This window comes from Cupriavidus sp. 01L415, from assembly GCF_056400065.1.
On record NZ_JBFTSP010000015.1, the window covers coordinates 19,324 to 31,531 of the forward strand.

A 12,208-nucleotide genomic window follows, 5' to 3' on the forward strand; every position below is an offset into this window, starting at 1 on the left:
CGTCGATACGGTTATTCGGGCTGGATGCCGGCGTCCTTCACCAGCTTGGTCCACTTGACGAGTTCGCCCGCCACGAAGCCGGCAAACTGCTGCGGCGTCTGGCCGAAGGCCTCGAAGCCGAGCGCCTCGAAGCGCGGCGCCACCTCCTTGCTGGCCGCGATCTTCGACAGCTCGCGATTCAGCCGCTCGATGACGGGCTGCGGCGTTTTCGCCGGCGCGAACACGCCATTCCACGACGTAATGTCGAAGCCCTTCAGCCCCGGCGTATCGCCAATCGGCGGCAGGTCCGGCAGCAGCCGGCTGCGCTGCGCGGTGGTCACCGCCAGTGCGCGCATCTTGCCGGCCTTGACGTTCGCGATGCCGGCGGCCACGTCGACGAACATCATCGGCACCTGGCCGGCGATCACGTCCGTCATGGCCGGCGGCGTGCTCTTGTAAGGCACGTGCAGCAGGTCGACACCGGCCATGCGCCCCAGCGTGGCGCCCGAGACGATGCCGGTGCTGTTGCCGCTGGCGTACGACATGCCCGGATGGGCCTTGGCATAGGCAATCAGCTCGCCGACGGTCTTCACCGGCAATTTGGGATTGATGACGAGCATGAACGGCAGGTTGCCCATGCGCGCGACCGGCGCGAAGTCCTTGATCGGGTCGTAGGGCAGCTTCTTCATCAGCGACGGATTGGCCGAATGCGTGGTATTCGTCGTCATGAACAGCGTGTAGCCATCCGGCGCGGCCTGCGCCACGAGTTCCGCCGCGATGGCGCCGTTGGCGCCCGGCCGGTTGTCGACCACCACGTTCTGGCCCAGCGCGTCACCCAGTTCCTTGGCCGTGATACGGGCCACGGCGTCGGTACCGCTACCCGCCGCAAACGGCACCACCAGCCGGATCGGGCGGCTCGGATACGCGTCGGCCGCTCGCGCGGCCTGTGGCAACGTCACGGTCATGGCGGGCAGCGCCAGCAAGGCTGCGACGAGCGTGCGCCGCACGCGGAAATTCGGCATGGTGGTCTCCTTTGGTTTTTTGTCGGATAGCGGTCGCTGCTGTGTGAAAGAAGCGCGGCCGCAAGGCAAGGCGTGCGGGGGTCAGGCCGGACGGATCACGCGGTCTGGCGACTCTTCGTACGGCGGTGCGTAGATCACGAGCAGCTTGACGGGCTCGTCGCTGATCACGGTAAAGACATGCATCGCGTCGGCCGGGAAGAAGCAGCAGTCACCGGGGCCAAGCTCCTTCGACGCGCCGTTGACTTCGGCCCGCGCGCGGCCTTCCAGCACATAGCAAACCTGTTCGATGCCCGGGTGCGCATGCGGCAGCGCACCCTTGCCCCGCTCGATGGTGCCGTGGATGACTTCCAGCTGTGTGGCGCCGACGTTCTCGCGTCCGATGATGCGACGGTTCAGCGTGCCGACGTGGTTGGCCGGGTGGTAGCCGGCCACCTCTTCGGTGCGGACGAAATAAACGGGGGAATCAGCGGAGGGGGTTTCGGACGAGGCGACCGAAGGGGTGTGGGGTGTTGCGGCGGTCATGGACAGGCTGTCTCCAACGTGGCGCCCCATCGTCTAGCGTGGGCGCCTGATTTTCATGTTTGTGAAACATATTTTATTCCCATGAAAAACGACGTCAACTAGGGTGGGCCCGGAGGAAACGTGAAACAAGACGGTCAGAGCACAAAATCCGTGTACTCTGGCCGCCCCTGCTGCCGCGGGATCAAATGTCTGATCAATCGATCGTGGCGCCGGACTCGCGCACCAGCCTGGACCACTTGAGGGTGTCCTGCCGGATCACGCCGGCGAACTGGTCGGGCGTGGCGGTTAGGGGCGACGCGCCTTGCTGCAGCAGCTTGTCGCGCATATTGCTGTCCTGGGCGATGCGCGTAATCTCCGCGGACAGCTTCGCCACCACATCGGCGGGCATGCCCTTCGGACCCACCACGCCAAACCATACGGCCGCCTCATAGCCGCTGATGCCGGCCTCGGCCATCGTCGGCACATCGGGCAAGGCCGGGGAACGCGTGGCGCTGGTGACGGCCAGCGCGCGCAAGCGCCCAGCCTTCACATGCGGCAGCGACCCGGGCAGGTTGTCGAACATCAACTGCACCTGGTTGGCCAGCAGATCGGCCATGGCAGGGCCGCTGCCCTTGTACGGCACATGGACGATCTGCACGTTGGCCATCGACTTGAACAGCTCGCCCGACAGGTGGTTGGTCGTGCCATTGCCGGCCGATCCCATGTTGAGCGCGTTCGGATGCGCCTTCGCGTAGGCCACGAGTTCCTTCACCGAATTGGCCGGCACCTTCGGGTTGACCACGAGGATGTTGGGTACGCCCGCAAACAGCGCGACCGGCGTGAAGTCCTTCTGCGCGTCATAGGGCAACCGCTTGTATAGCGAGGTGTTGATCGACTGGGTGCCGACCGTGCCGAACAGCAGCGTATAGCCATCGGCGGGCGCCTTTGCTACGGCGTCGGAACCGATCGTGCCGCCGGCGCCGGGACGGTTGTCGACAACGACCTGCTGGCCCAGCGTTTCCGACAGCCGGCTGGCCAGTACGCGGCCAAGCAAGTCGGTCGTGCCGCCCGGCGGGAATGGCACCACCATGCGGATCGGCTTGTCGGGGAAAGATCCCGCGGCAGCCAGGGTGGATCCCAGCGTCAGACAGACAGCAGCCAGCGCGTGCGCAAACGGTTTCATGAGGCAGTTCTCCGGGTCGGACAGGTGTGAAAGAAGTGCGGGCCTGTCATGCGTGCAGGCTGGCGAGTTGTTCGACCGCGTGCTTCATCGTGGCACGATTCGTGCCAATGATGTTGCGCAACGTGTCGATGGCGTGGCGGGTGTTCGCGAGTTCGCCGAGTTGGGCCGAGACCTGCTCCCGCACCAGCGCCGGCGCGGGTCCTCCGGCGGCCAGCCGTGCGGCGACGCCATGCTCCGGATCGAGGCAGCGGGCTACTGCGGCAGGGGCAAGGTGCAGCGCACGCCCCGTGTGGTGCAGCGCCGCCTTGTCGACCATGGCGCTGTCGATTTCGCAGGCGGGGACGTGGTTGTCCAGCGCATCGCGGACCACCGCGCCGACGACGTGATGCGCTTCTCGGAACGACATGCCGGCGTCGCGCACAAGCATGTCCGCAAGATCGGTGGCGGACGAGAAGTCGCGGCGCGCGCGGGCCAGCATGGTCTGGCGCTGGGGCGTCGCGTTGGCGAGTACGAGCCGCAACAGGTCCACGCATCGCCCGCTCTCCTCCATCGCTTCCCAGAAACTGCGCATCGTCTCGCGGTTGCCGTCGCCCGAGTGGCTGAAATGGGTGCCCTTGAGCGCCGCCAGCGACGCGGTAAGCAGGCCGACCATGTGGCCGCCCTTGCCTTTCAGGTACTCCAGCACGACCGGATTTTTCTTCTGCGGCATGATGCTCGACGTGCCAGCCACGCTGTCCGGGAAGTCGATCAGGCCGAACTCCGGCGTCGACCAGACGTACAGGTCCTGCGCGACTCGGCCCCACGTCACGGTGCCGATGGCCACGGCGGACAGGATTTCCCAGGCGAAGTCGCGCGACGCCACCGCATCGAGCGAATTGGCGACCCACGTCGAGAAGCCGAGCCAGCGTGCCGTCGCCGCGCGATCGATCGGAAACGCGGTGCCCGCCAGCGCGCCGGCGCCGAGCGGACAGGCGTCCAGCGCTTCGAGCGCGCGTTGCAGCCGTGCCATGTCACGCCCGATCGCGTTGGCCACGCCAGCCAGGTAGTACCCGTAGGTGATCGGCTGGGCGGCCTGCAGGTGCGTGTAGCCGGGCATCACCACGTCGGCATGTTCCGACGCCCTGTGCAGCACCACCTCGCGCGTATCGGCCAGCCCTCCCAGCAGCGCCAGCACGGCGTCACGGGCGCACAAGCGGTCGTGCGTGGCCAGGATGTCGTTGCGGCTGCGCGCGATGTGCAGGCGTCCACCCGCATCGGCGCCGGCCACGTCCATCAGGCGCGCCTCGTAGTTGAAATAGGCATCCTCGCGTTCGGGGTCGAGCGGCACGGCGTCGGCGCCCGCCCGCTCGATCTGCAGCAGCGCGTGCGCCAGGGTCGATGCCACCTCGTCGGGCACCAGTCGCGCGCCGTGCAGCATCAGCAGGTGCGCCTGGTTGATGTCCGTGAGATAGCGGAACCCGCTGCCGAACTCACGCTTGAGGCGCGGCAGGTAGATGTGCTCGCAGACCTCGGGGGCGCTGGTCTGCGTCAGGCGGCGGCTGACCTTCGATTCCATACAACGTTCTCCTGTGTGTTGGAACCCAGTATGGGAATCACACCGTCATATCGTCAAATTCGTATTCCCGCAGCAGCCATGCGGATTTGATATACCATCGCCGCACACTTCCCCGACGCCATTCACCCCCGTAGACCGATGAATTTCAAGCAGATCGAAGCCTTTCGCATGGTGATGCTATCCAGCTCGATGACCGTAGCGGCCACGCAGCTGCACACATCGCAGCCGAACATCAGCCGAGTCATCGCCCAACTCGAGCGCGAAACCGGATTCAAGCTGTTCACGCGGATCGCGGGCCGCCTGACGCCGACCGTGGAGGCCGAAGCGCTGTTCCGCGACGTCGAACGTGCGTTTGTGGGGCTGGACAGCCTGCAAGCTTCGGCGCGCTCGATCCGCGCTGCGGGCGTGGGAACGTTGCGAATCGGCACCGTTCCGTCCATCGCGATGACGGTCATGCCGATGGCGATCCGACGCTTTCGCGACCGGCATCCGGATGTGCCGATTGCCGTGCACACGAGCGATTCACCGACCGTGGCGAAATGGACGGAACAACGCTTCTGCGATGTCGGGCTGGTGTCGTATGTGGTGGAGACGGCGGGCATTCGCAGCGAGTCGCTGCGTCGTGAAGCGGGCGTCTGCATTGTGCCGGCCAGCCACCGGCTCGCGCGCAAGCGGCGTGTGAATGCCGGCGACCTCGATGGCGAGCAGTTCATCTCGCTGACGCATGGCGACGGCACGCGCGCCACCGTCGACGCGGCCTTCGTACCGGATCGGCGCGTGCTGACGCTGGAAACGCCCTACGCGGCGACGATCTGCACGATGGTCGAAATGGGCCTGGGCCTCAGTGTGGTGAATCCCGTGGTGGTCCGCAGCCTGAAGCTACCGGGCGTGAAGGCCATCCCGTTCGATCCCGCGATCCACTTCGAGAGTTTCGTGCTGCACAACCAGCAGCATCCGACGCCGGCGCTGGCGGAGGTCTTCCTCGATGACGTGCGGCACGTCACGCGGGCTTGAGCTGCCGACCACGACGGCGCTTCAGGACTCCCGGAAGGAGAACGTCGTGAACCACGACGCGAGCGTGTCCCGGGCCTGCGCGCTCAGGTCGGCACCGGGCATCGCCACCGGTCCGGCACGGCAAGCCTGCACCGCATAGTGCCGCACGCCTTGCTGCGCGAGCGTGCGCGCCAGCGCCAGCAAACGCGCCTCGCTGAGCCACGCAGGATCCCAGGTTGTACGGCATTCGAAAGGCGTGGAAGCACCGAGCAGCAGCGCCAGGCTTGCCTGGACGCGCTGAAAACCACCCGGGCGGCCGACCAGCGCGTCGTGCGTGTTCGCATCGGCCTTGATATCCAGCCCGACCCAGTCGAGGAGCGGTAGTACCTCGGCGAGCCGGTCGGGGTAGATGCCGGCAGTATGCAGGGCCACCTTGAAGCCGAGCGCCCGGACGGTGCCGGCCAGCGCCGACAGTTGTGCTTCGCCGAGCGGTTCGCCGCCGGAAAAGACCACGCCGTCCAGCAGGCCGGCGCGGGACTTCAGCCAGTCCACCACCGCCGGCCACTGGTATGCCGCATGGCGCCGCTGCAGGTGGGCGTTGTGGCAATAGCCGCAACGCCACGGGCAACCGGAGAGGAACAGCACCGCCGCCAGCTTGCCAGGCCAGTCGACGCTGGAAAACGGTACCAGCCCCGCCAGCGCCGGGGCGCCCCGCGGTGCCTTGCCCGCGGCGGGCGCCGCGAAAACACAGGCGGCGGCGGTCATCTCAGCGGCAGGCGGCTTCGGTGAAGAAGCGTCGCTCATGGAATTCCCCCTGCTTGCCGGTGTTGAAGGATGAGACCGGCCGGTGGTAGCCCATCACGCGGGTCCAGACCTCGCAGCGGGTCCGCAGCGCGGCATCGAGGTTGAGCGTGGCAGGCATGGCGGATGTATCGGACGGGTGCAAGGCGGCGTTCATGTGAGCTCCTTTTCGAGGTGGGTTTGCGGCGCATCGGCCGCGGCGTGGCTGCGTGCCAGCAGTTCGGCATCGCACTTGGGACAGAATTCGTGGTGCCCGCTCAGGTAGCCGTGCTTCGGGCAGATCGAGAACGTGGGCGTGATCGTGATGTACGGCACGCGGAAGCGCGCCAGCGAGCGCCGCACCAGTTCCTTGCAAGCCTGCGCACTGGAGACGGCTTCGTTCATGTAGAGGTGCAGCACGGTGCCGCCGGTGTACTTGCCCTGCAGCGCCTCCTGCATCGCCAGCGCGGTGAACGGGTCGTCGGTGTAGCCGACCGGCAGCTGGCTGGAGTTGGTGTAGTACGGCCGCTCCGGCGTGCCGGCCTGCAGGATGCCGGGCCAGCGTTTGCGATCCTCGCGCGCGAAGCGGTAGGTGGTGCCTTCGGCCGGCGTGGCTTCCAGGTTGTAGAGATGGCCGGTGCCTTCCTGGAAATCGACGATGCGCGCGCGCACGTGATCCAGCACCCGGATCGCCATGGCGTGCCCGGGCGGCGACGTGATGTCGTCGGCATCGTCGGAGAAGTTACGGATCATCTCGTTGATGCCGTTGACGCCGAGCGTGCTGAAGTGGTTGCGCAGCGTGCCGAGGTAGCGGCGCGTATAGGGATAGAGCCCTTCGTCGATGTAGTGCTGCACCACGCGGCGCTTGTCTTCCAGCACGTCGCGGCCGAGCGCGAGCAGGCGGTCCAGCGCCGTCAGCAGGCCGGCTTCGTCGCCGCGATGCAGGTGGCCCAGCCGCGCGCAGTTGACGGTGACCACGCCCACCGAACCGGTCTGCTCGGCCGAGCCGAACAGGCCGTTGCCGCGCTTGAGCAGCTCGCGCAAATCGAGCTGCAGGCGGCAGCACATCGACCGGACCATATGCGGCTCCAGGTCCGAATTGACGAAGTTCTGGAAGTACGGCAGCCCGTAGCGCGCCGTCATCTCGAACAGCTGCGCGGCGTTCGGATGCTCCCAGTCGAAATCCCGCGTGATGTTGTAGGTGGGGATCGGAAACGTGAAAGCGCGGCCGCGCGCATCGCCCTGCATCATGACCTCGATGTAGGCGCGGTTGATCATGTCCATCTCCGGCTGCAGGTCGCCGTAGCAGAACGGCATTTCCTCGCCGGCGATGTACGGCACCTGGCCAGCCAAGTCCTGCGGGCAGGTCCAGTCGAACGTCAGGTTGGTGAAGGGTGTCTGCGTGCCCCAGCGGCTGGGCACGTTCAGGTTGAAGACCAGTTCCTGCATGGCCTGCCGCACCTCGCGGTAATCCATGCCATCGCGGCGCACGAACGGCGCCATGTAGGTATCGAAGCTGGAAAAGGCCTGCGCGCCCGCCCACTCGTTCTGCAGCGTGCCCAGGAAATTGACGATCTGCCCGATCGCCGCCGACATGTGCTTCGGCGGGTTGGCCTCCACCTTGCCGGGCACGCCGTTGAATCCCTCGGACAGCAACTGGCGCAGCGACCAGCCGGCGCAGTAGCCGGAGAGCATGTCGAGGTCGTGGATATGCAGGTCGCCCTCGCGGTGCGCGTGGGCCGCCTCCGGGCTGAAGATGTGCGACAGCCAGTAGTTGGCGGTGACCTTGCCCGCGACGTTCAGGATCAGCCCGCCCAGGCTGTAGCCCTGGTTGGCATTGGCGCGCACGCGCCAGTCGCGCTGGGCCAGGTATTCCTCCATGGCGCTGCCCACGTCCACCTGCTCGCCCGCGGCCGGCGCCGGCACCCTGCCGGCTTGCTGATGATCGCTCATGGTTACCCTTATGTAGTGTGTGCCGCGAAGATTATCACTACATATAGTGGTTGTTGGGGTGGATGAGCGGAAGTCTGCCTGCCGTTTGATGGCCGTCAAGCGGCGGTGGGAAGCGGCTTTGTGCGATGGCTGGATTTGCGTGCGGACAAATCCATGTCGGCATTCGGGGTGGCCCGTGGTTCCTGTGGCTAGACGCTGCCGGCCGCGACGTCATGCGGCCCTCGGCGAAAGTCACAGACATCCTGGCTGGCCTGCGCGATCGCTTCGAGAGCCCGACTGAATTCGTCATGACGGAACACCGCGGAGTAGACCAGTGGCGGCGGCATGGGATCGCTTTCCACCACGCGCAGGAGCCCCTTCTCGATATCGGCGGCGAAGTAGTCGAGCGCCAGCTGGCTGATGCCAAGCCCCTCGATCGTCAGCGCCCGCAACACCATCAGGCTGTTGGTCGAGAATGCCTTCTTGAAGCGGAATCCATGCTCGCGACGCCACGCGCCGTAGTAGGCGTTCTTGGCCGAGCCGGCCGATTGCTCCAGCACCGGATACTCTGCAAATTCCTCCGGCTTCAGCGGCCGGTCAGGCAGCGACAGGCGGGGGCTTGCCATCCAGAGGTCCTCCACCCGGCCCACCTCGACGGACTTGTAGGCCTCCCCCCAGAACGTTCCGGGCAGGATCGCCATATCGATCTTGTTGGCCTCCAGGTCTTCGAATAGGTTCATCCCGGCGTCGACCACGGGCTCCAGCTGTATGGCCGGATGGCGCAGTTTCAGCTCCCGTAGCAACTCGGTGAGCCAGGTCAATGCGATCAACTCGGTCACGCCGATTCGATACGTGCCCTTGATCTCGTCCGCCTGGCCGACCTCGGCCGCGATGCGCTCGCGCAGACGCATGGCTTCTTCCGCGAGGCCCAGCAAGCGGTTGCCGGCATGCGTGGGAACCAGCCCCTTGGGCATGCGATGCACTAGCTGGACACCCAGCTCCTGTTCGAGCTCGCCAATCCGTTTGGACATGGCCGATTGCGTGGCGTGGAGCTTGGTGGCTGCGGCGCTGAACGAGGCGCAAGTCACGCTGAAATAGAAAGCTTCGAGCTGCTTGAACGTCACATGCATGGGGGCGGTTGCGGGTCGGTTTCGTCTTCCATATTCTCGCACCGCCTGGCGGCTCATCAGGAAAAAATGGAATACGTCCGCAATCCGATTTCTCGTTTGGGCGCGGCAAACCGATCGCGGATACTTTCCTCACGCCTTCGCCCCTTCCGAGACACTCATGCTGCAACTCACTGATCGCCTTCATCGCATCAAGCCCTCCCCCAGCTCCATGGCGGGGCAGCGCGTGCGCGAGCTTCGCGCCGCCGGGCGCGATGTCATCGGCCTGACCGCCGGAGAACCCGACTTCGACACGCCGCTCCATATCCGCGAAGCGGCCTGGGAGGCGATGACGGCCGGCAAGACGCGCTACACCGACGTCGGTGGCACCGCCGACCTGCGCGAGGCCGTGGCCCGCAAGTTCCGCCGCGAAAACGGCCTCGACTACACCGCCAGCGAGATCATCGTCAGCACGGGCGCCAAGCAGGTCATCTTCAACGCCGTCCTCTGCACCGTGCAGCAAGGCGACGAAGTCATCATTCCCGCGCCGTACTGGGTGTCGTATCCCGATATCACCTTGCTCGCCGGTGGCGTACCCGTTTTCGCGCCTTGCAAGCCGGAGAACGGTTTCAAGCTGACGCCGGAAGATCTTGAACGCGCCATTTCGCCGCGGACGCGCTGGCTGGTCCTGAATTCCCCCAACAACCCGAGCGGTGCCGCCTACACCCGCGAGGAACTGACCGCGCTGGCGGAAGTCCTGGCGCGGCATCCGCATGTGTGGATCATGACGGATGACATCTACGAGCACCTCATGTACGGCGATGCCGGCTTTGTCACGCTGGCGCAGGCAGCGCCCTCGCTGAAGGATCGCACGCTGACCATCAACGGCGTCTCCAAGGCCTACGCCATGACGGGCTGGCGGATTGGCTATGCGGGCGGCCCCGCGGCCCTGATCAAGGCCATGGTCAAGTTGCAGTCGCAGAGCACATCGGGCGCCAATGCGATTGCGCAAGCCGCGGCGCTCGCGGCGCTGGAAGGCCCCCAGGACTTCATCGCCGCCAACCGCGCCGCCTACCAGGCGCGCCGCGATGCCGTGGTCACGGCGCTGAACGAGATTGACGGCATTTCGTGTGAAGCCCCCGACGGCGCCTTCTACGTCTTTGCCTCGTGCGAGGGCCTGTTCGGCCGGCATACGCCTGACGGCAAGGTCATCCGCAACAGCGACGACTGGGTGTCCTGGCTGCTCGAATCCCAGAACCTCGCCGTGCTGCAGGGCTCCGCCTACGGCGTCGACACGCATTTCCGGATCTCGTTCGCCACCAGCATGACGCAACTTGCCGAAGGCATTCGCCGGATCGCAGCGGCTGCCACCGCACTGATTCGCTAAGTTTCCACGTCGTATTGATCGCCCCCACCTGCTGACACCATGAAGACTTTCCTGAAACGCCTCTGTTCTCCACGCGCCATGCGTATCGTCGCGGCCGCGTTGCCGCTGCTGGCCACGGCCGCGCACGCCGAGGAGCCCTATCCCTCGAAGCCGGTGCGCATCCTCGTGGGCTTCTCCCCGGGCGGCTCGAACGATATCGTGGCGCGCCTGATCGCGCCGAAGCTGGCCGATTCATTGGGCAAGCAGGTCCTGGTCGACAACCGGCCGGGCGCGGGTGGAAACATCGCTGCCGACACCATGCTGAAGGCGCCGGCGGATGGCCATACGCTGATGATCTGTACCACGGGGATGCTGTCGATCCAGCCGTTCCTGCAGAAGATGCCCTATGACCCGCAGACGGACATCATCCCGGTGTCCCTGATCGCCAACACGCCGTACATCGCCCTGATCAATGCCGGCTTGCCGATCCACAACGTCAAGGAGCTGATCGCCTACGCCAAGGCGAACCCGGGCAAGCTCAACTTCGCCTCGTCCGGAAACGGCACGGCAGGCCACCTGGCCGGCGAAATGCTCAAGCTGCGTGCCGGCATCGACATCATGCACGTCCCCTACAAGGGCACCGGGCAAGCCATGACGGACCTCCTGGGCGGTCAGGTCTCCCTGATCTTCGACCAGCCGATCAGTTCCCTGCCCTACGCGAAGTCCGGCAAGCTGCGCGTCCTCGGGGTGGCGGCATTGCAGCGCCTGAAATCGCTGCCGGACGTGCCGACGTTCGCCGAGGCAGGCGTGCCCGGGTTCGACCCGGTGGCATGGACCGGCCTCTGCGCAGCCAAGGGAACGCCGCCCAGTGTGATCGCCCGACTGCAACGCGAAGTCCAGCAAGTCCTGCGGCAGCCCGACATCGCGCAGCGCCTGAGCCAGGACGGCATGGAAGTCGTCGCCAGCACCTCGGAGAATTTCCGGGAGTTCCTGGTTTCCGACAAGCGCAAATGGTCCGGCGTCATCAAAGAAGCCAATGTCACGCTGAACTGAGAGAAACAGACATGGACGCCAACGCCCGGCAGAACGAAATTGCCCGCGACATCGAGCGGGTCTCCCCGGACCTGGTGGCACAGGCCGCCCGGTTCGCCTCCTCCATCCTTGCCGACGTGGCCGGCCGCCGGGGCGGCATGCATGGCCGCATCACGCCACTGGACGCACGCAGCCGCTTCTGTGGCCCCGCCATCACGGTCGAGGTCCGGCCCGGTGACAACCTGATGATCCATGCGGCCATGGCGATTGCCCGTCCCGGCGACGTGATCGTCGTCGACGGCAAGGGCGACCAGTCCTGCGCGCTGATGGGCGCCATCATGGTCAACCAGTGCAAGGCTATCGGCGTGCAGGCCGTCGTACTGGACGCCGCGTCCCGTGACGCCGACGAAATCCGCGAGCTTGGCTTTCCGATGTACTCGGTGGGAACGAACCCGAACGGGCCGACCAAGCTGGTCCCCGGGCGCGTCAATCATCCGATCCAGTGCGGAGGCGTGACCGTCAACCCGGGTGACCTCGTGATCGGCGACTCGGACGGTGTGGTCGTGATCGAGCGCGACAAGGTGCCCGCGCTGCTCGCCCTGGCCGCAGAGAAAGTCGAGGCGGAGCGCGCGCGTATCGATGGCATCCGCTCCGGCAAGGCGCTGCGGCCTGCATGGCTGGATGCGTCGCTCCGGGCAGCGGGCGTGCTGGAGGTGGGCGAAACGCTCTGATACCGGCGTTCCGGCAGCCTGTGGGAAA

General features: G+C 66.0%; 12 protein-coding genes. 4 read left to right on the forward strand and 8 right to left on the reverse strand.

Features of this window, described 5'->3' with window-relative positions:
- Nucleotides 1-11: 11 nt before the first annotated feature.
- From AC1DOX_RS20100 to argH, 4 genes are all read right to left on the reverse strand, one after another.
- Nucleotides 12-1,001, reverse strand: a complete 990-nt coding sequence (locus tag AC1DOX_RS20100) for a Bug family tripartite tricarboxylate transporter substrate binding protein (protein ID WP_441620082.1) — start codon at nucleotides 999-1,001, stop codon at nucleotides 12-14.
- 81 nt (nucleotides 1,002-1,082) lie between these two features.
- On the reverse strand, nucleotides 1,083-1,523 hold the full coding sequence (locus AC1DOX_RS20105) for a cupin domain-containing protein (RefSeq protein ID WP_092139702.1): 441 nt from the start codon (nucleotides 1,521-1,523) through the stop codon (nucleotides 1,083-1,085).
- Nucleotides 1,524-1,716: 193 nt separating this feature from the next.
- Entirely contained in the window at nucleotides 1,717-2,685 is a 969-nt protein-coding gene (locus AC1DOX_RS20110) for a Bug family tripartite tricarboxylate transporter substrate binding protein (protein WP_441620084.1), read from the reverse strand.
- A 46-nt stretch (nucleotides 2,686-2,731) separates the two neighbouring features.
- Nucleotides 2,732-4,240 carry an argininosuccinate lyase gene (argH, locus tag AC1DOX_RS20115; protein WP_441620086.1) on the reverse strand — a complete coding sequence of 503 codons (1,509 nt, stop codon included), beginning with the start codon at nucleotides 4,238-4,240 and terminating at the stop codon, nucleotides 2,732-2,734.
- 138 nt (nucleotides 4,241-4,378) lie between these two features.
- Here argH and AC1DOX_RS20120 point away from each other — a divergent pair, with 138 nt between their 5' ends.
- Complete coding sequence (locus AC1DOX_RS20120; protein WP_441620088.1) at nucleotides 4,379-5,254, forward strand: LysR family transcriptional regulator; 876 nt, start codon at nucleotides 4,379-4,381, stop codon at nucleotides 5,252-5,254.
- Nucleotides 5,255-5,275: 21 nt separating this feature from the next.
- Here the strand turns inward: AC1DOX_RS20120 and AC1DOX_RS20125 are convergent, their stop codons facing one another.
- The 4 genes from AC1DOX_RS20125 to AC1DOX_RS20140 all read right to left on the reverse strand — a co-directional run bounded on the left by AC1DOX_RS20125 (nucleotide 5,276) and on the right by AC1DOX_RS20140 (nucleotide 9,075).
- Complete coding sequence (locus AC1DOX_RS20125) at nucleotides 5,276-6,037, reverse strand: anaerobic ribonucleoside-triphosphate reductase activating protein (RefSeq protein WP_441620090.1); 762 nt, start codon at nucleotides 6,035-6,037, stop codon at nucleotides 5,276-5,278.
- Complete coding sequence (nrdD, locus tag AC1DOX_RS20130; RefSeq protein ID WP_255371384.1) at nucleotides 6,000-6,155, reverse strand: anaerobic ribonucleoside-triphosphate reductase; 156 nt, start codon at nucleotides 6,153-6,155, stop codon at nucleotides 6,000-6,002. The genes AC1DOX_RS20125 and nrdD overlap by 38 nt, the downstream gene beginning before the upstream one ends.
- A 32-nt stretch (nucleotides 6,156-6,187) precedes the next feature.
- Nucleotides 6,188-7,966 (reverse strand): ribonucleoside triphosphate reductase, encoded by a 1,779-nt coding sequence (locus tag AC1DOX_RS20135; RefSeq protein ID WP_441620092.1) that lies wholly within the window; start codon nucleotides 7,964-7,966, stop codon nucleotides 6,188-6,190.
- Between the two features lie 188 nt (nucleotides 7,967-8,154).
- Nucleotides 8,155-9,075 (reverse strand): LysR family transcriptional regulator, encoded by a 921-nt coding sequence (locus AC1DOX_RS20140; RefSeq protein WP_441620094.1) that lies wholly within the window; start codon nucleotides 9,073-9,075, stop codon nucleotides 8,155-8,157.
- A 157-nt stretch (nucleotides 9,076-9,232) separates the two neighbouring features.
- Between AC1DOX_RS20140 and AC1DOX_RS20145 the strand changes: the two genes are divergently transcribed.
- Genes AC1DOX_RS20145 through AC1DOX_RS20155 form a run of 3 tightly spaced genes read left to right on the forward strand, consistent with a single transcriptional unit; the run spans nucleotide 9,233 to nucleotide 12,180 of the window.
- Entirely contained in the window at nucleotides 9,233-10,438 is a 1,206-nt protein-coding gene (locus AC1DOX_RS20145) for a pyridoxal phosphate-dependent aminotransferase (protein ID WP_441620095.1), read from the forward strand.
- A gap of 39 nt (nucleotides 10,439-10,477) precedes the next feature.
- Nucleotides 10,478-11,470 (forward strand): Bug family tripartite tricarboxylate transporter substrate binding protein, encoded by a 993-nt coding sequence (locus AC1DOX_RS20150; protein ID WP_441620096.1) that lies wholly within the window; start codon nucleotides 10,478-10,480, stop codon nucleotides 11,468-11,470.
- A gap of 11 nt (nucleotides 11,471-11,481) precedes the next feature.
- A complete protein-coding gene (locus AC1DOX_RS20155) occupies nucleotides 11,482-12,180 on the forward strand; it encodes an RraA family protein (RefSeq protein WP_092139723.1) in 699 nt (232 codons plus the stop codon).
- Nucleotides 12,181-12,208 lie beyond the last annotated feature (28 nt).

Coding starts and splice junctions, on each gene's coding strand:
- AC1DOX_RS20145 (WP_441620095.1), top strand. CDS start 9,233: ATGCTGCAACTCACTGATCGCCTTCATCGCATCAAGCCCTCCCCCAGC.
- AC1DOX_RS20125 (WP_441620090.1), bottom strand. CDS start 6,037: ATGAGCGACGCTTCTTCACCGAAGCCGCCTGCCGCTGAGATGACCGCC.
- AC1DOX_RS20105 (WP_092139702.1), bottom strand. CDS start 1,523: ATGACCGCCGCAACACCCCACACCCCTTCGGTCGCCTCGTCCGAAACC.
- AC1DOX_RS20150 (WP_441620096.1), top strand. CDS start 10,478: ATGAAGACTTTCCTGAAACGCCTCTGTTCTCCACGCGCCATGCGTATC.
- argH (WP_441620086.1), bottom strand. CDS start 4,240: ATGGAATCGAAGGTCAGCCGCCGCCTGACGCAGACCAGCGCCCCCGAG.
- AC1DOX_RS20120 (WP_441620088.1), top strand. CDS start 4,379: ATGAATTTCAAGCAGATCGAAGCCTTTCGCATGGTGATGCTATCCAGC.
- AC1DOX_RS20100 (WP_441620082.1), bottom strand. CDS start 1,001: ATGCCGAATTTCCGCGTGCGGCGCACGCTCGTCGCAGCCTTGCTGGCG.
- AC1DOX_RS20155 (WP_092139723.1), top strand. CDS start 11,482: ATGGACGCCAACGCCCGGCAGAACGAAATTGCCCGCGACATCGAGCGG.
- nrdD (WP_255371384.1), bottom strand. CDS start 6,155: ATGCCTGCCACGCTCAACCTCGATGCCGCGCTGCGGACCCGCTGCGAG.
- AC1DOX_RS20110 (WP_441620084.1), bottom strand. CDS start 2,685: ATGAAACCGTTTGCGCACGCGCTGGCTGCTGTCTGTCTGACGCTGGGA.
- AC1DOX_RS20135 (WP_441620092.1), bottom strand. CDS start 7,966: ATGAGCGATCATCAGCAAGCCGGCAGGGTGCCGGCGCCGGCCGCGGGC.
- AC1DOX_RS20140 (WP_441620094.1), bottom strand. CDS start 9,075: ATGCATGTGACGTTCAAGCAGCTCGAAGCTTTCTATTTCAGCGTGACT.